Raw genomic sequence first — 21,655 nt, forward strand, 5'->3', positions numbered from 1 at the left:
AATTGAAAGTCAGTATTTTATCGACTTGTTTAGTAGACCTAATGACCCCGAATGTCGGAATTGCTATGGTCCAAGTTCTCGAAAGGCTCGGCTGTGAAATCGACTTTCCGGCTTCCCAGGTGTGCTGCGGTCAACCTACTTATAACAGCGGTTATCTTGAGGATTCCAAGCTTGCGATGAAAAACATGATGCTTGCCTTCGAAAGCTCCGATTATGTCGTGGGTCCGTCCGGCTCCTGTATCGCTATGTTTCATGAATACCCGAAAATTTTCAAAGGAGATCCACATTGGGAATTGAAAGCGATTGCTTTAAAAGAGAAATCATATGAGTTCACACAATTCATCGTAAGGGTGCTTGGTATTACCGATGTTGGCGCAAGGCTTGAAGGCACCGCTACCTACCACCGTTCCTGCCATATGACAAGACTGCTGGGAGAAAAGGAAACCCCCTTCCAATTGCTCGAACAGGTACAGGGACTCCAATTGGAGACGCTCAAAAACAGTGATAATTGCTGCGGCTTTGGTGGAACCTTTTCCGTGAAAATGCCTGAGATCTCCGAGCAAATGGTAGATGAAAAATGCGGTTGTGTCGTTGAAACCGGAGCGGACATTCTGATCAGCGCAGATATGGGATGCCTGCTTAATATCGGCGGCCGCCTGTCCCGCAAGGGCGAACCTGTGAAAATAATGCATATTGCAGAAGTGCTGAACCATCACAATGCTGCTGCTGCCAAGGAGGAAGCCAGACATGAGCCTGCAAACGGATAAACGGGATTTCAGCGAACGGACTACAGATGGACTTGGTAATCCCTTCATGAGAAGCGCCGTAAGCTTAGCCCAGGACAGCCTGAAGACCAGGCGCCTTTCCGCCGCAGCCTCTCTCGGGGATTGGGAGCAGTGGCGTACCCTCGGCCAGCAAATCCGCCAGCATACGCTGAAACATCTGGATTATTACTTAGCGCAGCTGGCAGATAACATTGAGAAAAAGAGCGGACACATCTATTTTGCAAAAACCAAAGAGGAAGCAAGCAGCTATATCCGGGACATCATCGTACAAAAAAAGGCTAAAAAATCGTCAAATCCAAATCAATGGTCACCGAGGAAATTGAGCTGAATCATGTCTTGATGGAAGCAGGCTGCGACCTGATCGAGACCGATCTTGGGGAATATATCCTTCAAATGGATGATTGGGACCCGCCTTCACATATTGTGGCCCCTGCACTGCATAAAGACCGGACGCAAATCCATAAAGTGTTCACTGAGAAGCTTGGATATACAGGTGATGAAAGTCCCGAGAACCTCGCCCGTTTTGCCCGTTCGGTGCTGCGGCAAAAGTTTCTGGAGGCGGATGTCGGGATTACGGGCTGCAACTTTGCCATCGCTAACCTTGGAGCCATTAATCTGGTGACCAATGAAGGCAACGGGGATCTTACAGCCGCCATACCAAAAACACATATTGCAGTGATGGGGATGGAACGAATCGTCCCGACACTTGAGGAGATGGAGGTTTTGGATAATCTGCTCTGCCGAAGTGCTGTGGGGCAGAAATTGACCAGCTATATTACTGTAATGGGCCCCTCGGCAGCCGGGGAGACGGATGGTCCGGAAGAGTTCCATTTAGTCGTAGTAGACAACGGGCGCTCCGAGATTCTGGGAAGTGAATTCAACGAAGCCCTGCAGTGTATCCGCTGCGGTGCCTGTCTTAACGTCTGCCCGATCTACCGTCATATTGGCGGGCATGCTTACGGTTCCATTTATCCGGGTCCGATCGGGGCAGTAATCACCCCGCTGCTGGGCGGATACGATGACTACAAAGAGCTTCCTTTTGCCTCCAGCCTGTGTGCAGCCTGTACGGATGTCTGTCCGGTTAAAATCCCGCTTCACGAGCAGCTTATCCTGCACCGTCAGAAAATTGTGGAACAAAACAGAACCGGTGCAGGAGATAGACTTCAGATGAAGGCGGCCAGCCGTCTGCTGTCTTCCCAAGCTTTGTTCGGCAAAGCACTGCGGTTTGCGAACCCGGCCAGCCAGCTGATCAGCAGGCAGGGACGAATTGTTAGAGGACCGGGCCTAGTCCGCGGCTGGATCAACGCTCGTGATCTTAGTCAACCGGTCAAGCAGCAAGACAGCTTCCGGGCGTGGTTTGACAAACGTAAAGGAGGGGCTGGCCAATGACGGTATCAGGCAAGGAGTCTTTTCTAAACACAATCGCCTCCAAGCTGGGGCGAGAACGTGTACATGATGTGCAGCGGCCCGACCTGAAAGAGTGGATTCCAAACAGCTATGGCGATTTAACAACCGGTGAGCTGATAGAGATTCTTAAAGAGCAGTGCTTTTTTATCCACACTCAGTTGATTGAGTCGAATCCCGAGATTTTGCAGAGAACATTGGATGATCTGATCCAAGCGAATGGCGGAGGCGCTGTAATCACTTCCGGAGATACCCGGTTTTCCGATTATAGGTTAAACTTCCCGGATTCGTACGTCTGGGAGGAAGCGGCAGGAAGAGAGAAGAATATTCTCCGCTCCGAATGCGCCAATACCGCGATTGTCTTCGCCGACTACGCACTAGCCGAGTCAGGAACGATTGTCGTAGAAAGCCGCCCGGATCAAGGCCGCTCCCTCCACTTTCTGCCTGCCCATTATATTGCGATTATTGAAAAAAAGAGGCTGGTACTTCGCTCCACTCAGGCCGCGGCCGATCTAAACCGGCGAGTTCAAGCATGTGAGCCTATGGGCTCCTCCATCAACTTCATCTCCGGTCCTTCGAATTCAGCCGATATTGAAATGCAGCTCGTTGTCGGCGTTCATGGGCCTTTGAGAGCAACCTATGTACTAATTTAGCTTCTATGATTAACATTCAAGCACCCTTATTTGGGGACTTATTAATATAAACTATTGATTTTTTTGGATATGAGCACCTTCTGTGGCAAGACCGCCCTCCTTAACTCGTCTCTTCCCGCAGATCATGCTCCATGAAGAGGATATCGCGTTTCATTTCTTTCATGCCCTGTCTGGAGAGACGCCCTGTCTCGAACATGGATTGGATATGATCTCTCTCCAGCTGAATTCCGACCCGGGCCAGCTCCTGCAATGACATGTCGAACTCTTTTCGGGTGCCGGTGTCGGATTCGCTTCTTGTCAGGCGCAGCAGCATCCGTTCATATTGCAGAACTACCGAGTTGACCGTCTCCATATCCGGCCCTCCTTCTGTAAGCAGAGTCTTTAGCTGCTTAATGACATAAGCAGTATTTTGAATACTGAGGCTGGTCAATTCGGCACGTCTTTCGCGGATGCTTAACCGGGCTTGCTGCAGCACCCCGGCCACCTCGTCCCAATGCTTAACGGGGAACAGCTCTCTTTTATACTGGGGATTCCGTGTGTGCATAAACAGCAGCCGGTTAATTCTGTTCAGATAACGGTACGCTGTATATGGATTCACTTTTTTGTTGTCCAGCGCAAGCAGCGTATTCTCTCTTTCCCATTGCAGGACAGCCAGGCCCAAGGCCTGCTGTACCTTATCCTTCTTCTCATCTTTCCTGAGCGTTCGGATTCTGGAGGTATACGTATTGATGATCTGGGCAGTAGCCAGCCGGTTCTGGTCCGTGGTCAGGTCGTTTAATCCGCTAACAACATTCCTCAGAATCTCAATTTTCGTCTGAATCTCCTCCTCTTCCTGCTCTGTTTGCGTTTCTTTCCCCAATAAAAGCGGCAGCAGATAGTTGGAGGCCAGCAGAGTCCACAATATAACTCCAGCCGCCAGGAAAATGATCAGATCTCTGGCCGGAAATACTGTGCCATCATTAAGAAAAAACGGCAGCGACAATGTACTCGCCAGTGTGATCGTTCCACGGACTCCTGACAAACTAAGGATAATTGCCTTCTTGAATCTGAGCTGCCAAGGGGCGCGCGGTTCGGTCCCTTCGGGAATATTCATCAGAAGGGCCCAGATAAGGCGCAGCCCGAGTACAGCCGCAGTCAATAGCAGCGTGTACATAATCACTTTAAAATTCCCTATTTCCGGGCTGTTCCAAATCGTCTGAATAATCTCCGGAAGCTGGGTGCCAAGCAGCAGGAAGACCAGCCCGTTCAATACAAAAATTATGACCGACCAGGTGCTTTTAGAGACAATGCTCAGCTTGGCTACTTCGGGATTCATTTTCTTGTATCCGAAAGAATGGGCAATTCCTGCGGCGACGACGGCAAGGATGCCGTTAACCCCCAGTTCCTCGGCCGCCATAAAGATCAAAAAGGGAGTCAGGATCTCAATCAACATGTGAAGTGTGACATTCTCCATTCCCAGTCTCCGCAGCCATTTCACCACTCCATATTTCACTAGCGTGAGCAGAAGACCCAGCACTACACCGCCTAGTGAAATGGAAATGAAGCTGAGCCCGGCGGATTTGAAGGAGAACACCCCAGTGACCATAGCGGCCACGGCAAACTGAAAGGAAACTAGACCCGATGCGTCATTTATTAAAGATTCTCCCTCAAGGATTTGCATCGTCCGGTGGGGGATTCTGACTTTCTGCTCCAGTGCGCCCACCGCCACGGCATCAGTAGGCGCTAATGCAGCCGCCAGTGCAAAGGACGCCGCCAGCGGGATGACCGGAAGCAGCCAATTAAGGAAATATCCCATGACTCCTACCGTTACAAAGACCAGACCCAGCGCCAGCAAAAGAATGGGCTTCTTCAGCTTCCAAAGTGCCTCTTTGTCGGCATGCCTGCCGTCATTGAACAGCAACGGGGCAATGAACAGCAACAAGAACAGCTCCGGATTTAGTTTCAGTTCATAGTGCAGGGGCAGCCAAGTAATCACTATCCCCAGCACGATTTGAATAATAGGCACGGAGACCGAAGGGATAAACCGGTTCACTAAATTGGATAAAGAGACTGCCGCCAGCATCAGCAAAATATATTCAAACAATTCCAAAAGATCTTACCTCCATATCTGAGAATTCATTTTAATGTAAGATAAATGTTTAAACTGAATGTAAATCATCTTGTCACTTATATAAGTTGAACTTTAGACTTACCCAACCGGCATAGAACGCAACTGCGGTGAATGTTTGGACTTCCGGCCGCTGCCCTTCTCCCGATATCTTGATTTAACCCGCTATTTGCGGTTGAAATCCGGAGACTGCTTATGCTTTCGAAGCGAGCTTTCCTACGGAAAGCTTTCAGGCGGTCGCTATCGCTCCTACAGTTCCAAAATTCCCCTCCGCTGCTTTAGCCTCAAGGTAGTTCTTTAGTTTAACTTGTATAGGTATTTTTATCGGGAATCGCCAGCTACTTCGTTAATACAGCCTGCTCCATCTATTCAACTCTTTAAGATTTCAGATTCTTGCTGCTGAACAGCGTCTAAAGTGAATTCTGAGGAATAGATATCTATATACGGGAAACTGGAGACCAGCAAAATCCGTTATAGCAAAGGGGGATTTGTTATGCATCCGGCTGCAACCTACGCCGCAACCGTCTCTCCCCATACCTGTACCACATTTCGCGCTCTTGTTGAAGCAATAATCCCAAATACTGCGACAGGCTCCGTATGCGGGGACGTGCAAACTGCAGGTGCTGTTAATTTATGTGTTCACGAGTATATGATCTGGGAGCTGGACCACTCTCTTTCGCTTGTGCAGGGCTTTTATTTGACAGTTGTACCGCTAGCCTCTCCTGTCGCCGGGTTGCTCAATTGCGGTGCCGTTCAATTCGTCGCCTCCGGACAAATGCAGGCTGTTATTGATTATTCCGTTTGGGAGGGAAGTCCGTTCGCCGCCCTTCACCCTGCAGACCGGATTCGGGTACTTGCCATGCTGGAGCATGCGGACCTCGATCTTGGAACTGTACCGCCTCCCTTCCGGAATGATGCAGGTCTTATACGGTATAACATAGATTTCCTCAACAGACAGACCATGTTTGGCAACTACTCGGAATGGCCGGCATACGGAAAGACCCGGCTCAGTGTTCCGACGAAGCGGAGACTGGAAGGGTTCCGGTGGGTTGGATACAAGCAGAATACCCGGGAATTGTCTCTGGTTATCGGGCCCTGCTTGGCAATGTGTTGACTATTGAGCGGCAGGGAGGGGGATCATCTATTGTGTGCAGCTGAGCCCATGTTCGATGCTGATGTAATTGTTATCGGGACCGGCGGCGGAGGTGCCGTTGCGGCTAATGAGCTTGGAGAAGCGGGGCTGAAAGTGCTGGTACTGGAAGCAGGGGCCTGGTACGGAAACAAGCAATGGGTGAATCCGAACAGTGAACACGGCGGAGAATGGAGCGCTGATTACAAGGATTTGGTGGAAGGTGAAGAGTACTCCCTCTCTGAAGGGTAATTAATTCTGAATTTGACTTCAATCACTTTCTGATCATCACCATAGTTGCAGGACAACCCGATCTTACATTTCCAAAATCCCCCGCTCCAGTGCAACGGCAACCGCCTGCGAACGTGAATCTACTCCAAGCTTATTGTAAATGGTCGTTAAATGTGCTTTTACGGTACGCTCGGAGATTCCCATATCAATGGCAATTACTTTGCTTTTGAACCCCTTGGCGACAGACTGCAGGATGAATATTTCTTTGTCAGTCAAGCGATTGGCTTCATGTTTCAGAGGAATTGGAGCTTTCTGCTGCGACTTGACTGCAATTACCCGTTCCATAATATCGGCGGAGAGCAAGGTTTCTCCACGTACTGCCGACTCAATGTTTCTGAACAGATTCTCACGGCTGGTATCTTTCAACAAATATCCTTTCGCCCCCATGGCCAGGCCACTGATCATTAGATCGTCTTCGTTATAGGTTGTGAGAATTATTACCGGAATCGTGCATCCTTGGTTCCTTAACTCCTTCATCGTATCCAGGCCGCCCAAAACTGGCATATTCAAATCCATCAGAATCACGTCTGGCTGCAGCTCCTTGATCAATTGCAGTGCCTCTGAACCGTTCCCGGCTTCACCAACCATTTGAAACTGCTCACTTGTCTCCAGAATCAGCTTTAATCCTTCCCGGACTACAAAGTGATCGTCTACAATCAGAATTTTGTATACATTCATGTAAGTTCTCCTTCAATGAAAGGTGTCTCCAGCTTAATGCGGGTTCCTTCTGAGTTACTGTCCACGTTAATCTCTCCTCCAATTAGTCTTACCCGCTCTTTAATTCCCAGCAACCCATAGTGTCCGGCATCCTTGCCAATATCATCTGTTTTAAATCCAATGCCATTATCCCTAATCTCAATAATCAGCCTGTCGTATTGCGTGGAAACCACAACCCATACTTTATCAGCCTTTGCATGGCGGGCAATATTGGTCAGACATTCTTTAATGATATGCAGGCTATGTTCCATCAGCAATCTGGACAACCGCTTGTTCAAATGATATTCCGTGGATACAAGGATCCCGGTGGCGTCATTAAAATGTTCAATTTCATCGCCAATGGCCTCCTTGAAATCAATCTCGGGTGCTGATTTCAAGCGCAGATTGTCAATCGCTCTCCGGGCTTCGGCCAATGTCCGGCGTGCATGCTGCATCGACTGCCTGATAATTCCCTGCGCCCGCTCCGCATGATTCTGTGACATATGAGCATCTGCGGCTTCGAGCTGCATAATGAGTCCGGCAACCCCTTGTGCCAGTGTATCATGCAAATCCCGGGCCATACGCTGGCGTTCATTCGCAAGGGTTAACTCCTCCACCTTCTCATGGGCTTCTCTCAGATCCTCCAGAAAGCTCTGAATTCTGAGCCGCTCTTGGACCTGCTTGAAGAACAATATTGCATAAGCCAGCACAATAATCAGCATCAGAATAAATATAGGAAGAAATAAGATAAGTTCACCGGAATCTCCAACAGTCAAAGCGGAATTAAAAAATACCACAATACTGATAAGTGAAACGAATACTGCTCTCTTCACCCGGAAGGAAAGACTGAGGCTCTGAGCTATCAGTATAGGCAGCAGTCCGATTAAAACCGCCTGATAACCATCTCGCATTAAAATCGCACACAAATAAATTAAAGCCGCTTGAATTGAGAAATACAGCCAAAATTTATTGTGAGTGACTCTGTAGGAATTCCAGTGTAATAATCCATGAACTGTAAACAAGCCTGTAAATACAGCACCTTCTAAAATCAAAGGCTCCTTAAGAAATTGCAGTATTATTGTTCCTGCATAAACGATTGACACCCAAATCAAAGTCGGCAGCCTTGAAGCGAATAATTCACTAATATCCTGCATTCCGTTTTTTTTATTGTTCAATGGTCCTCCCCCTGATCGTCTCTCTGATCCGTAAGTTTTATTTTAACCTAACTGCATTCTGCTGTAATCCTCTATTAAATACATGTAAAAGCATCCCTAACTTTATAATTTTCCACTTCTTTTAATTCTATAATGTTGTAAGACTTTCCACACCGTCCAAAAGGGCAAATGATATTTGCCCTTTTGGGCAGTGTGGCTGAACTCCTCATAATACACAAAGAGACATTGCATGGAAATCTCCATCAATGCCTCTTAACCTTTGCTTACGAGTATTCATTGAGCGTGCTATGGGTTAATACGCCGCCAGCCACCATCTGCCGCAATCACAGTTCCGTTGACAAACTTGGAATCCTCGGAGGCAAGGAAAAGGGCAACGGTCGCAATTTCTATAGGCTCAACCGCCTCACTGCGCTGAGTTCCTAGCAACGATGCCCACGGCTGCCCCTCCGGCCAGATTGATTCCGTCCACGACCTCAGAGACCACATCCCCGGATCGGCCACCACAACCATGGCACCTTCCTTGGCATACAATTCCGCTATCGCCCGGCCTACCCCTGACGGTGCACCTGTAACAACCGCTACTTTATTGTGTAATTTTATCTTAATTTCCTCCTTTAACATGGTACAGAATCCCTCTCTTTTTGAGCCAGCCGATGACCATGGCATCCATAAAACCTGTGCACCCCTCCTTCAAAATCCCATATTTAGATACGCTGTATTTCCTTCTCTGATGGGTTACCGTGACTTCAAGGACTGAGAATCCATTCATCTTTGCGAGTGTCGGCAGAAAACGGTGCATTCCATTGTATAAATGAAAGCTGTCTGCCACCTCCCGGGTGAAGAGTTTCATAGGGCAGTCTGTATCATAAATCGAATCTCCGGTGATCCAATTGCGAATTCTATTTCCGAGCCGCAAAGATATTTTCTTCAGCATGGGTTCTTTGCGATCCACCCGTTTTCCATTTACAAAATCGATCCTCTCAATAAATGGCATCAGTCTGAAGATATCCCGGGGATCTGTCTGGAGGTCTGCATCCATAAGGGCGATTAATTCGCCTGTAGAGCGCTTAATTCCGGCCCAGACCGCAGCCGTTTGCCCATAGTTTTTCTCAAAATGAATGACCTTTACCGCCTCATCCATCTGGGCGATTTCATTCAGCAGGACAGCACTTCGATCTCTGCTGCCATCATTCACCAGCACTATTTCATAACTTTCCACTTTCTCTTTCAACGCGTTCGTGATGCTTAAGTAAAGATCGTAAATATTACCCTCTTCGTTATAGACAGGTGCGACCACTGAAAGGCGGGTCATGGAGCAACACCTCTTTGCCAATGAATTACTGCACCGTACACCAATCCCGCATACCCCACCCCAATAACGCCTATCCTCACTGCAACCTCCCCCAGTTTCTTAACGATTTATGGATAATAATGCGGCAGTCATTGAATATTGTACTAATCAACGGCTGCCGCTTCTTAAACCAGCTTATTCTAAGGGTTCAGCCAAGAATCTGATATTAGCTTCCTTCACAAATTTCAGCTGTTTCTGTTCTACTTCCTTCATAACTTCCTCACCCTCCACATCCAGGTTGGGAAGCAGCCGGTCCAGCCACTTTGGAAAATACCAGGCCGACTTCCCAAGCAGGGTCATAAGACCAGGAACAATCAACATCCGGACTACAAAGGCATCAAACAGAACCCCAAAGGCGAGCGCCAGTCCCATGACCTTGACCATAGGCTCCTCTGCCAGAATGAATCCGGTAAAGACGGCAACCATGATAAGTCCTGCTGCGGTTACGACTCCGCCACTGTGGTGCATACCGGCAAGAACAGACTTCTTGGCATCTCCACTCTTCTTGAACTCCTCACGCATCCGGCTGACCAGAAACACTTCATAGTCCATCGCCAGGCCGAACAGAACACCAACTACAATGATCGGCAGGAAATTGAACACCGGCGCTTCCGCATAGAATCCGAACAGCTTTTGGAAATGACCATCCTGAACAACATAGGTGACAAATCCCAAGGTCGCACCGAGCGACAGAATGAAGCCGAGCACTGCCTTGATCGGAACCAGAATCGAACGGAACACCAGCATCAGCAGTACAAAGGCCAAACCAACAATGATCAGGCAAAATTTAGGCAAGGCCTGATTCAACTTCTGAGTGATATCAATATTGACAGCAGTACTGCCGGTTACCCCAATTTTGACATGATCCTGCTGCTCTATTTCCGAAGCCTTATCACGAATCAGATGCACAAGGTCTAAGGTTTCTGAATCATTGGGTCCCGTTGCCGGCACGACGGTAATCAGCGACACTTTTCCGGATGGTCCAGTCACCGGCGGGTTTACCATAACGACGTTGGGGTAGGTCTTCACTTCTTCAATCACTTTATTAAGATTGGCGGCAGCCGCTTCCCCGCCATCTGTTTCTGCCAATATTACTAACGGTCCATGATACCCTTCACCGTAGGCTTCACTTAGGAGGTCGTAGGCCCGGCGCTCGGTTTTATCCGGCGATTTATGACCGTCATTCCCAAGGCCCGTCTCCATGTGGAAGAATGGCAGAGCAATGGTTGCCAACAGCGCAACACCCAGCACTACAGCCACTAAAGGCTGCCCGGTAACAAATCTTCCCCACAAATTCCCGCGGCCTGCCGGCTTCTGCTTGCTTTCTGAGCCCTTGGAACGCTTGACCGGTGCTTTGATTTTACCTCCCATTAATTCTAGTATTGCCGGCACCACAAATATCGTCATCAATATAGCAGTGAATACACATAGCGCGCCTGCCATGCCCATAGCACTAAGGAACGGTACGCCCACAAAGGAAAAGCCGAGCAGAGCAATAATAACTGTTATTCCAGCAAACACCACTGCACTCCCGGCTGTTCCATTCGCAATGGCGATTGCTTCCCGTCTTTCATAGCCTTCGGCAAGCTGCTGGCGGTATCTGGCGATAATGAATAATGCATAATCGATGCCGACAGCCAGTCCAAGCATACCGGCCAGCGATAAAGCAAACGACGGAATGTCCAATATACTCGTTCCGATAATAATCAGCATAATACCAAAGCCAAGGCCTAAAGCCGCTGTTAAAATCGGTAAAGCGCCGGTAAGGATAGAACCAAGAGCAACTGCAAGGATTACCAAGGCCACCAATACCCCAAGTGCTTCGGCCGGACTGCTGGTTGCCATTTTTACGTAGCCGTCGCCGATCAATTCGGCCTGCCAGCCGGCATCCCGCAGGCCTTCTGCAATCTCGGTAACTGAATCCTTCGATGCCTCTGTAACTTCGTCACCTGGCACTTTATACGTAATTGTGGCATAGCCAATGCTGCTGTCCGCATTCAATGAATGGTTATCATACGGACTTACAACCGAAGCTACCTCCTGATCCGCTGCCACTTCCTTAAGCTTCTCCGCAATTAGCTGCTGTGCTGCTTCAGAGGATAACGTTTCATTGCCGGGAGCCTTTAGCACCAATTGGGTTTTCCCGAGGTCACCCTGCGGGTTTGGAAATTCCTTTTCCATAACCTCCAGTGTTTTTTGCGAGGCAAGTCCGGGAATGGAGGTTTCCTCACCAAAATGGATACCCATCGACAGTGCCACAATAGCTGCTGCCACCAAAAGTGTAATGCTTCCCAGTAGGACTTTAATCCGGTTCTTCGCCGACCAAAACCCCAGCCGGTATAATAATTTTGCCATTTCAGTATCGTCTCCTCTATGCTAAATGTTTTTCTCTATGCCTTTATCTTATAGACCGGGAGACCTTCTGCCATCGTCCAAAGGGGCACGGAGAATCTGCCCTTTTGGGCAGCCCTTTAGACAACAAAACATGCGAAAGTTATCTTTCGACATGTTTTGTTCATTATGGTTTCAAGAAGCTCATATTCCGCAAATAATTGCCCATTGTGCAATTTTGCTCTTTGGGCAATAATATAGAAATAGCAAATAGAGAGCAGAGCATCCTCTGTACTCAAGAAAGGAGGTCGCTTGGAACTTGAACCCCAAGCCGACATTGCGCGATAAAAAGAAGGAAGCCACAGCTTATGCCTTATCCCAATCCGCCTTCGAGCTTGCACTTGAGTTGGGTATGGACGGCTTCATTGTCGATGATGTTGTCCAGAAGGCCGGCTACTCCCGGCGGACCTTTGCCAATTACTTCTCGTGCAAAGAGGAGGCGGTAGCAGAGTATTTTATGGGCAACATTTCAAAAGAGGACAAGAACATACTGCTAACAGGCTTGGCTCCGGATGCAACACCACTGGATGCCTTGTACAAATTGCTGAAGCTGCAGTTTACTTCCGAGTTTCTGTATCAATTACGCCAGTTCGTATCACTTGCGAATCAGTACCCTTCGCTGGAGCCTTATATCCTCAGCGTATTCCGCCGTTTACAGATCGCAGCACAGCAGACGCTCGAGCAGTTCTCTCATGGACGTTATGCGGACGGATATACCCATCTTCTTGCGGGTGCTGTCTATGGAGCGTTCGTGCCAATTCTGGACGGACGGCTAAACGTGCTGCTGCCGGGCGAGTCACAGGATGAACACACCGGTGCATTGTCGTTCGATCAATATTTGAATTCCATGTTTGCTTATTTACGCAACGGCTTCTAAACCAGAGATAAAAAGGAGAAACCATTACATGTCAACATTTCTATACCGATTGGGAAAATCGGCTTATTCCAAACCATGGTATTTCCTTACGGCCTGGATTCTTATTCTCGGTGTTGTAGGTGCCCTGCTAGGCGTCAATGGCATCCAATCCAGCTCCGAAATGAAAATTGAAGGCACGGAATCGCAAAAAGTTCTGGATATGCTGGCTGAAGAGCTTCCTGCTGCTGCCGGCGGCCAGGCGAGCGTCGCCTTCACCGCGCCTGCCGGAGAACGGCTGGACACGCCGGAGCGGACAGCGCTGATTCTGAAGGCTATCAATGATGTCTATAATATGGAGTATATTATCAACCCGGCCGAGCTGGCTGCTCAAGCCGCCGCTGCTGCGGGACAAGCTACAGGAGCAAACCCGTCAGCCGCTACGGGACAGACTGACGCTGCGGGTCAAGCCGCTGCCGGTGGTCAATCTGCCACTGCTGATCCTTCGGCAGCTACGGGTCAGACTGATGCTGCGGGACAAGCTGTTGCCAGTGGTCAATCTGCCACTGCAGACCCTTCGGCCGCAACGGGTCAAGCGGCTGCTACAGCTCAGGCAGCTCCTTACGGACCGCTGTTGGCTGACGGTGTTCCGGTTCCCGGCGTCATGTTATCCGCCGACGGCAGCATCGCCCTGTTCCAGTTTCAATTCACTGTTCAGCAGACGTCGCTGCCATCTTCCGTACCGGATAACATCATCAACACTGTGACCGAAGTCGAGCAGGCAGGCTCTGGCATCACAGCCATTCCGAGCGATTCGCTGAAGAGTATTCCGTCGATCGGATCGACAGAAGCGGTAGGCGTCGTCGTCGCAGCCATTGTACTGTTTATTACGCTTGGCTCGGTCGTTGCCGCAGGGCTGCCGCTGATCACCGCACTCCTTGGCGTCGGGATCAGCGTCGGCGGAGCGTTTGCCCTCTCAAGCATCATCCAGATGAATGACATCACGCCGATTCTCGCCGTTATGATCGGTCTGGCTGTCGGCATCGACTACTCGCTGTTCATCGTCAACCGGCAGCGACGGTTGATTCTCGATGAGAAATTAAGCGCCGGCGAAGCAGCAAGCCGGGCATTAGGTACCGCCGGCAGCGCAGTATTTTTCGCCGGACTAACCGTTATCATCGCCCTATGCGGCATGCTGGTCATCGGCATTGGCTTCCTGTCAACCATGGCTCTAGTGGCCGCTGTCAGCGTTCTGATCAACGTCCTGCTGGCGCTGACCCTGCTGCCTGCGCTGCTGGGTCTGGTGGGTGAACGGATCTGCACCGCTAAGGCCCGCTCCAAAAACGTTGCTTCCGTTAACAAAGCCCGCCACGGGTTCTCACACCGCTGGGCGAACGCTACCGTGAAATACCGCTGGATCATCATTATTCTGGTGGTTCTGGGTCTTGGAACAGCGGCGATCCCGGTAACAAAAATGGAGCTGGGTATTCCGTCCGGTGCCTCGGCGAACCTGGACACCCCGGCACGCCAGAGCTATGACATTATCTCCAAGGGCTTCGGCGAAGGCTTCAACGGACCACTGCTGCTGGTGGCCCAGCCGAACAACCCGTCCGACAAGATTTCTATGCAGACCCTGGGCAAGCTGGTTCAGGAGCTGCAAATGCATGATAACGTCACGCTGGTGTCCCCAATGGGTGTCAATGCGACCGGAGATATCGCCATTATCAGTCTAATTCCAAAAACCGGCCCGACAGATACAGCGACAAGAGATCTGGTACAGGATCTGCGCGATCCCGCTTCCGGCCTCGCATCCGGGAATGATGTTAAGCTTGGCGTGACCGGCTTCACCGCCATTAATATTGATATGTCCTCCAAGCTTTCCGATGCTTTCCCAATTTATATTGGCATCATCGTAATTCTGTCGTTAATCATCCTGCTGCTCGTTTTCAGGTCGGTCATCGTTCCGATCAAAGCGACAGTTGGCTTTATTCTCAGCGTGCTCGCCACCTTCGGCCTTACCACAGCCGTGTACCAGTGGGGATGGCTGCACTCCCTGTTCGGTTTTGACACCGGGGGTCCGCTGCTCAGCTTCATGCCGATTCTGGTCACCGGCATTCTGTACGGGCTGGCGATGGACTATCAAGTGTTCCTGGTCAGCTCCATGCGCGAGGCTTACGTCCACGGACGCCGTGGCAACGACAGCGTCGTTCATGGCTATGATCTCGCCAGCCGCGTCGTACTTGCAGCAGGCATAATCATGGTTTCCGTCTTCGCCGGCTTTATCTTCGCACCTGACGCGATGATTAAGCAGATCGGCTTCGCGCTGGCCTTCGGTATCCTGATCGATGCCTTCATCATCCGTATGACGCTCGTTCCGGCCGTAATGGCGGTCTTCGGAGACAAAGCCTGGTGGCTTCCGAAATGGCTGGATCGTCTGCTTCCCAACCTTGATGTCGAGGGCGATAAGCTAATCGCCAAGCTCCATGCCGAGGGCGGAGAAAAGAAATAAAAAAAGGCGGCCGTTAGACCGTCCCCCAAAATTCTTAAAAAGCAGAGCCTGCGGACAATGTCTGCAGGCTCTGCTTTTTGTAGTACAGCCCAATATATTCATGGGCGCAATCTCCCTTTTTTCCATTTCATAAGGGGGCTTATTAAGTTGAACTAGATATATGAACTCCTGTCGCTGTCCGCCCTCTCAGTTACCCGCTTTCCCGGACTTCTCCGTCAGTCCGGCAACGATCTGATTGATCGGATTCGTGAACAGAGCATACAGAATTGCAGCATTCTCCTTTTTGCTCAGCGCATCTCTGGACTTGAAATCAACAGCCCCCTTGGCATTAGCCTTGATGTCAGGTCCGTACAGTCCCAAAGCCACGGCCATCCTCACTGCCGGAACCGCCCATTTATCCGTTTTGCCGGCCAGCTTCACATCTTTGAACAGCTCATCCGGGTACTGTGCGCTGAGCAGTTTCCACACCATTACCGCCGCCTCCTGGCGGGAAATGACCCGGTCAGGCTGGAACTCTCCGCCTGGCGTTCCTTGAACCATTCCGAGTTCAACGGCCATCTGTACATATGCGGCATCAGGATGACCCTGCAGATCAGGGAATGCCAGCTTCTCTGTCTTGCTCTCTTTTATATTGCTGCTCTCCAGCATCAACCGCACATACTCGGCACGTGTAGTTCCCGCCTCAGGCTGAAAGCTGAGCGCCGCATCATTCGGCAGATAGCCCAGCGACTGCAGCATCATAACCGGGGTCGCATACGGATGGCTCGCGGTGACATCGGCATAACCGACACCATCCGGCCCTTTTTGCTCATAGCTGTAAGGATTGAGGTACGGTTCTTTCAGATAGACGCCTTGTCCGCCCGAAGTCATTTCAAAGCCAGTAAATTTCTTGGTAAGCGCATCAATGAACAAATTATCGTCCACCTGACGCAGCTGGCGGGTGCCCAGCAATGCATCACTAATGCTAAGCGCACCATTTTTTACAGCAACCGTGGAGACCAGGCTCTTTAGACGGAGATCCGCATAGTAACCCGTGAACGCATCCAGGGCTTCGGCGCTCAGCGGCTGGAAGGTTCCCAGCTTCGCCGGTGCGGCATATTGCGGGAAAAATTCCTGGATAAACGCCGGGTAAAACAGCTCCCGCAGCACGCTTTGCTGATTATAGGCAATAAAAACTCCGGTATTCTGCTCCGGAATCAGGAACATATAAGAGCTGAAGCCGATTAAATCGCCTGCCTTGGTGATAATCTTGGAGCTGCTGCCGGCACCGGGAAGCTGCATGGGTGCTTCGAAGCCGTAGGTGGTATTCGGCAACAACGGGTGGATGGAGGAGCGATATTCCTTCATGGAGTCTACTGTACTTTCAGCCAGAATGCGGTTATTTCCCGCCACACCCCCATTCAGAAAAGCAGTCATGAACTTGCCGATATCATCGGCGGTGGACAGCATGCCTCCATGCGGCATGACGGTTGGAGTTACTGTATACAAGTCAAGCGCCTTGCCTGCGGCATCATAGGCCGTAGCGAGATCTTCCTTCAGCTTGCCTTCCAGCAGGAAGCCGCTTTTATCCATATTCAGCGGTGCAAATACATGCTTCTCCATATAATCCTCATAGGACTCGCGGCTGGCCTTCTCCACTACCAGACCAAGCAACAGTGAAGCGAAGTTGTCATACATGTAAGAAGTGCCCGGCTCTCGGACAACCGGCGGCATGTGCTGCAGCACATAATCCTCAATAGATACCTTTGTCCCGAAATCATCATTGATATCTTCCGGCTGAGGGTCCTGAATCCGGAACCCAGTGGTATGGGTCAGCAAATCCTCCACCGTTACCGGAACCCCGAAGGGATTCTCGAATTCAATCGGTCCTGTATAGGTCTGGAAATCCGCTTTCAGATCAATTTTCCCTTGCTCTACCAGCTGCATAGCGGCAGTGGCGGTGAAGGTTTTGGATACCGAGGCCATGCGGAAGACCGTTTCATCAGGGTCTACCTCCGTTTTACCGGCCTTGTCCGCATAGCCGAAGCCTTCTTCAATCACCGTCTTGCCATCCTTGACCACAATGACAACCGCACCGGCAAGCTGCGCTTTTACCTCTTTCATACTGAAGAATTGCTTGAGGAACGCCGCGGCATTCTCTGTCGTCAGCGGCTTAGCTTGCCCTTTAGCAGATGCCGGAGGAGGAGACGCAGGGGAAACGGCAGACGCATGCACCATCGGGGCCGTCAGAGTCAGAATCAGAGTAGCGGCAAGCACTGTCCTCGTCCAAAAAGCGGGACCGCTACGCAACATTGACAAATTCATTCACTTCACTCCATTTCCATTAAAATAATAGGTATAGCTGTTATTACGGAATTTTATGGATTTGGATTCATTAAATTCTAGCTCCAATAAGGCGAATATAAAATCATATTTGTTTCACCGCAGCAGCTCATGCGGGAACAATCTGTCCCTGGAACAAAAAAAAGCTCCAGCCCAAATGAGCTGAAACCTTTGATTTTATGATTACCAGAATCAAACTTTAATAACGTTCCATTCGGGACAGGTTGCCCTATTATAAGGTTTTGGGGGCCAGCACTTCTTCCATTTTCTTTAGCTTTCTGTAAATAACCGATCTGTCCACACTTAATTTCTTGGCCGCTTCTGTTCCGTTACCATAACAATCTTTCAGTACTTTTTTTATATAACGCCCCTCTGCTACTGCAGTGAAGTCTTTCAGAGTAGACAGCTGATGTTTATTCTTTTCTATGAAGTGGTCTATTGAATACCAATCCGCAACATTATCCTCTTCCTGTTGGCTAATTCCCATGTATTCCGTAACCACAAGTCTTTCGATATAGTTCCTTAACTCTCTCGCATTCCCATGCCAAGGCTGACTAAGCATCTTATCAAACTCTTCAGCACTTAAGACATATTTCTTACCATACATTTGATTGAAGCTGGCTATAAAACTGGAGATTAATCCTACAAGGTCTAGTTTGCGGTTGCGAAGCGGAGGAATATGAATCGGGATCACATTAATCCGATAATATAAATCTTCCCGGAACAGCCCTTTCTTTACCATACTCCACAGATCCCGGCTAGTAGCTGATATAACACGACAATTGATCGGTATATTAGTGATGCCGCCGACTCTTCTCACTTCCTGATTCTCAAGAACCCGCAATAATTTGGCTTGCATCTCGAGAGGCAAATCCGCAATTTCATCCAGAAATAGAACCCCTTCATTGGCAATTTCAATCATGCCTGTCTTCACTTCCGCCTGCCCTTCAAAGACTCCTTTTTCGTATCCAAACAATTCATATTCAAATCCAGCCGGAGCAATAGCTGCGCAGTTAATCGCAATGAAGGGACCCTTCCACTTTTCACTCTTTAGATGAATATATTTCGCTATAACCTCTTTGCCCGTTCCGGATTCACCATATATTAACACTTTACTGTCGTAGGATGCTATTTGGTTGCAGACTTTAATAATTTGTTTCATTGCCAAACTTTCGGCAACAATACCTTTCCCTTTTCCCGCTGCAGCTTCTCCTAATTGCTTGCTGATTTGCTGGGTTACAGGTACATTAGCCTCATAATAGGTGTGTTCCTGTTTGAATTCATTTGAAGTGGTGACTACCAGCTGCACCTCCCCGTCCTTATCCAAAATAGGAATAGCTGTCGAGAATATATGAAACCCTCTTGACGTAATGATATTCTTAGATACTTTTTGTTTACTTTGAATGGCTTCCATCGTAATGGAATGACCATAATAGCCTGCCTTCACCAAATCCTGGACGTTGGCCTTTAGCAGCTCTTCTAATTGAACTCCAATGGTTAAAGCGGTAAATTCATTGGAAATTAATATATTTCCGTTTGGATCGGTGACAAATAAAGTAGACGGCAATTCTCCAATAATTTCGTCTATCGTACGTTTAGCTGTTTTTTTATTTCTTTTAGTCAAATTTATCAGTCCTATACAGTTGTATTAACGCTTACTTCATATTTAGAAAAAAAGCCAAATGATATCATTACGTAAATGATACCACTTGGCTAATATATATTACACTTTAATTATGCACCAACAACTGATAATTTCCCCAGCTTCTCAAGGATTTCTTGCGCCTCTTCAAACATAGTGGTAATCATCTCTTCAACCGTGGTAATCTCATTGACCATCCCACAAATTTGTCCTGCCATTACAGAGCCAGTATCCGTATCTCCTTCGAATACGGCTCTGCGCAAAGATCCTAAACTTAATTTCTCTAACTCTTCACGAGAAGCCTTTTCATTTTCAAGTCTAAGGAATTCAGCGATCATACTATTCTTAATACTTCTTACAGGACCACCCAGGCTGCGGCCAGTAACCGTTGTGCTCGTATCATCTGCTGTAATTACTGCTTGTTTGAAGTTCTCGTGAGTAGGGCATTCCACTGTAGCCAGGAACCGGGTTCCAACCTGAACGCCCTGTGCTCCGAGCGCAAATGCGGCTGCGACCCCACGGCCATCCGCAATCCCGCCGGCTCCAATAACCGGAATGGAAACCGCACTAACTACTTGAGGCAGAAGAGCCATCGTCGTTGTTTCACCAACATGTCCGCCTGCTTCTGTTCCCTCAGCAACAATCGCATCAACACCTAATGCTTCCATTTTCTTAGCGATTTTTACAGAAGGGACTACCGGAATTACGATAATGCCATTTTCTTTGAGAGTCTTCATGTATGGAGCGGGCGTGCCTGCACCCGTGGTAACAATCTTCACATCTTCTTCTATAATGACTTGAATAAGTTCAGGGATATTGTTCATCATCAACATCAAATTTACAGCGAAGGGTTTATTGGTGCTTTCTTTTGCCTTACGAATCTCGTCACGAAGACGATCAGCAGTAAATCCGCCTGAACCGATAATGCCTAGCCCTCCCGCATTAGAAACAGCACCTACTAGAGGAGAAACGGCGATTTGAGCCATACCACCTTGAAAAATTGGATATTTAATACCTAATAATTTTGTAATCGACATTCTTATAAACCTCCATTTTTTTTGATCGTTAATGTAACTAATTTTCTTAAGCAGCTTTAGCGGCTTCTGGTTTTGGCTGTTGTTTTTCCATTGCTTTGAAAACAAAGGTTAAGGCAAAACCAACCAAGGAGATAACCAGAGCGATGTAAAAAGCATTCGTGAACATTCCGTCATTAGCTGCTGCAACCTTACCGGCAATTCGCGGTCCGAAGAATGCTGCTCCTGAATAACCGATAAAAGTTACACCATAGTTCACACCGTAATATTTCATACCAAATTTCTCACCGACAATAGAAGGGAATATTCCCATGGTTCCGCCAAAGCATAAGCCAATTCCTACGATGGCTACTGCAAATCCGGCTATTGTTGTAGATAATGCTATAGTCAACATCATGCCCGCAATGACCAGATAGATAATGAGCAGACATTTTACCCGCCCAATTTTATCGGACACAGCGCCCCAGAATACACGACCAATGCAGTTACTGAGAGAATATAAACTTACATATAGTGCTGCGGCTGCGGCCGAAAGTCCAAACATCTTCTGACCGATTACAGAAGCATTAGCTGTTACCATCATTCCTGACAAGGCACCGATTAAGAACAGGCAGGCTATCACATAGAATAATGGCTTCTTTATCATTTCGTGCCACTCTATATTAACTCCACCCTTAGAAGCTGCAGCAGCCGGAGGCGTCCAGCCTTCAGGGATATACCCGGCCGGGGATGCTTTAACGAGTAGAGCAAGGCTTAGAATGACTACTAAGAAGGCGGCCCCGAGCATGATCAGTGCTGGCTGGACACCATTGCCGCTAATTAACGCGTTAGCTATAGGTGCTATAACGATGGATCCACCGCCATATCCCGCTGTAACAATTCCGGCAGCTAATCCTCTTTTATCCGGGAACAGCTTAACGCTGTTCCCAATTGTAGCTGAATACACAATTCCCTGACCTATTCCGGTAATTACACCGTATGTGATATACAGCATCCAAGGAGCGGTTGCCAATCCGGAAAGAATAAATCCAAGCCCAAACATTGCTCCGCCAATGAATATAGCCTTCTTGGCTCCCCCTTTATCCACCAATTTCCCTCCCAGGATCATTGGAATTGGAGATATAGCCGCGTTAATAGTAAAAGCCATCATAATATCCGGCATCGTAACATTAAATACTTTGGTTAATGGCAGTGCAAAAATACTGAATGCGTATATTGCACCTACACAGATATTAATGATCGTTGATGCAATCAATATCCTCCAACGATTCAATTTTACATTCATGACATCATCCCTTTTCATGGTTTATTAA

Annotated in this window: 16 protein-coding genes and 1 pseudogene; 7 read left to right on the forward strand and 10 right to left on the reverse strand. The window is 48.7% G+C overall.

All coding sequences use genetic code 11. The features are described 5' to 3' along the window. The first annotated feature begins 2 nt into the window (after positions 1 to 2). The 3 genes and pseudogenes from AC3WT9_RS13525 to AC3WT9_RS13535 all read left to right on the forward strand — a co-directional run bounded on the left by AC3WT9_RS13525 (position 3) and on the right by AC3WT9_RS13535 (position 2,842). Positions 3 to 767 (forward strand): (Fe-S)-binding protein, encoded by a 765-nt coding sequence (locus AC3WT9_RS13525; RefSeq protein WP_341095197.1) that lies wholly within the window; start codon positions 3 to 5, stop codon positions 765 to 767. Further along, positions 748 to 2,174: pseudogene (locus tag AC3WT9_RS13530) on the forward strand (LutB/LldF family L-lactate oxidation iron-sulfur protein). Before AC3WT9_RS13525 ends, AC3WT9_RS13530 begins: the two are co-directional and overlap by 20 nt. Then, on the forward strand, positions 2,171 to 2,842 hold the full coding sequence (locus AC3WT9_RS13535; RefSeq protein ID WP_341379346.1) for a LutC/YkgG family protein: 672 nt from the start codon (positions 2,171 to 2,173) through the stop codon (positions 2,840 to 2,842). Before AC3WT9_RS13530 ends, AC3WT9_RS13535 begins: the two are co-directional and overlap by 4 nt. 100 nt (positions 2,843 to 2,942) lie before the next feature. Here the strand turns inward: AC3WT9_RS13535 and AC3WT9_RS13540 are convergent, their stop codons facing one another. Beyond that, positions 2,943 to 4,931 carry a Na+/H+ antiporter gene (locus AC3WT9_RS13540; protein WP_341379347.1) on the reverse strand — a complete coding sequence of 663 codons (1,989 nt, stop codon included), beginning with the start codon at positions 4,929 to 4,931 and terminating at the stop codon, positions 2,943 to 2,945. Positions 4,932 to 5,442: 511 nt separating this feature from the next. Between AC3WT9_RS13540 and AC3WT9_RS13545 the strand changes: the two genes are divergently transcribed. Both AC3WT9_RS13545 and AC3WT9_RS13550 read left to right on the forward strand, forming a co-directional pair. After that, entirely contained in the window at positions 5,443 to 6,063 is a 621-nt protein-coding gene (locus tag AC3WT9_RS13545; RefSeq protein WP_341095205.1) for a hypothetical protein, read from the forward strand. Positions 6,064 to 6,093: 30 nt separating this feature from the next. Next, complete coding sequence (locus tag AC3WT9_RS13550) at positions 6,094 to 6,330, forward strand: FAD-binding protein (protein ID WP_445935345.1); 237 nt, start codon at positions 6,094 to 6,096, stop codon at positions 6,328 to 6,330. 63 nt (positions 6,331 to 6,393) lie between these two features. Here AC3WT9_RS13550 and AC3WT9_RS13555 read toward each other — a convergent pair whose 3' ends face one another. The 5 genes from AC3WT9_RS13555 to AC3WT9_RS13575 all read right to left on the reverse strand — a co-directional run bounded on the left by AC3WT9_RS13555 (position 6,394) and on the right by AC3WT9_RS13575 (position 11,946). After that, positions 6,394 to 7,047, reverse strand: coding sequence for a response regulator (locus tag AC3WT9_RS13555; protein WP_341379348.1), 654 nt, complete (start codon positions 7,045 to 7,047; stop codon positions 6,394 to 6,396). Beyond that, positions 7,044 to 8,240, reverse strand: a complete 1,197-nt coding sequence (locus AC3WT9_RS13560) for a sensor histidine kinase (protein WP_341379349.1) — start codon at positions 8,238 to 8,240, stop codon at positions 7,044 to 7,046. The genes AC3WT9_RS13555 and AC3WT9_RS13560 overlap by 4 nt, the downstream gene beginning before the upstream one ends. Before the next feature lie 285 nt (positions 8,241 to 8,525). Next, complete coding sequence (locus AC3WT9_RS13565; protein WP_445935346.1) at positions 8,526 to 8,861, reverse strand: SDR family oxidoreductase; 336 nt, start codon at positions 8,859 to 8,861, stop codon at positions 8,526 to 8,528. Then, positions 8,842 to 9,552, reverse strand: coding sequence for a glycosyltransferase family 2 protein (locus tag AC3WT9_RS13570; RefSeq protein WP_341095211.1), 711 nt, complete (start codon positions 9,550 to 9,552; stop codon positions 8,842 to 8,844). The genes AC3WT9_RS13565 and AC3WT9_RS13570 overlap by 20 nt, the downstream gene beginning before the upstream one ends. Positions 9,553 to 9,726: 174 nt before the next feature. Continuing rightward, on the reverse strand, positions 9,727 to 11,946 hold the full coding sequence (locus AC3WT9_RS13575) for an MMPL family transporter (protein ID WP_341379350.1): 2,220 nt from the start codon (positions 11,944 to 11,946) through the stop codon (positions 9,727 to 9,729). A gap of 295 nt (positions 11,947 to 12,241) precedes the next feature. Here AC3WT9_RS13575 and AC3WT9_RS13580 point away from each other — a divergent pair, with 295 nt between their 5' ends. After that, a complete protein-coding gene (locus tag AC3WT9_RS13580; protein ID WP_341095214.1) occupies positions 12,242 to 12,859 on the forward strand; it encodes a TetR/AcrR family transcriptional regulator in 618 nt (205 codons plus the stop codon). Positions 12,860 to 12,887: 28 nt separating this feature from the next. Then, positions 12,888 to 15,344 carry an MMPL family transporter gene (locus AC3WT9_RS13585; protein WP_341379351.1) on the forward strand — a complete coding sequence of 819 codons (2,457 nt, stop codon included), beginning with the start codon at positions 12,888 to 12,890 and terminating at the stop codon, positions 15,342 to 15,344. A gap of 186 nt (positions 15,345 to 15,530) precedes the next feature. Here the strand turns inward: AC3WT9_RS13585 and AC3WT9_RS13590 are convergent, their stop codons facing one another. The 4 genes from AC3WT9_RS13590 to AC3WT9_RS13605 all read right to left on the reverse strand — a co-directional run bounded on the left by AC3WT9_RS13590 (position 15,531) and on the right by AC3WT9_RS13605 (position 21,627). Beyond that, on the reverse strand, positions 15,531 to 17,648 hold the full coding sequence (locus AC3WT9_RS13590; protein ID WP_492407640.1) for a serine hydrolase domain-containing protein: 2,118 nt from the start codon (positions 17,646 to 17,648) through the stop codon (positions 15,531 to 15,533). A gap of 250 nt (positions 17,649 to 17,898) precedes the next feature. Next, complete coding sequence (locus AC3WT9_RS13595) at positions 17,899 to 19,290, reverse strand: sigma-54 interaction domain-containing protein (protein WP_342480356.1); 1,392 nt, start codon at positions 19,288 to 19,290, stop codon at positions 17,899 to 17,901. A 110-nt stretch (positions 19,291 to 19,400) separates the two neighbouring features. Beyond that, complete coding sequence (locus AC3WT9_RS13600; protein WP_341379353.1) at positions 19,401 to 20,345, reverse strand: DUF561 domain-containing protein; 945 nt, start codon at positions 20,343 to 20,345, stop codon at positions 19,401 to 19,403. A 46-nt stretch (positions 20,346 to 20,391) separates the two neighbouring features. Then, positions 20,392 to 21,627 (reverse strand): L-lactate MFS transporter, encoded by a 1,236-nt coding sequence (locus tag AC3WT9_RS13605; RefSeq protein WP_341095224.1) that lies wholly within the window; start codon positions 21,625 to 21,627, stop codon positions 20,392 to 20,394. Between the last annotated feature and the right edge of the window lie 28 nt (positions 21,628 to 21,655).

This window comes from Paenibacillus sp. EB106-06-01-XG199 (assembly GCF_058791575.1).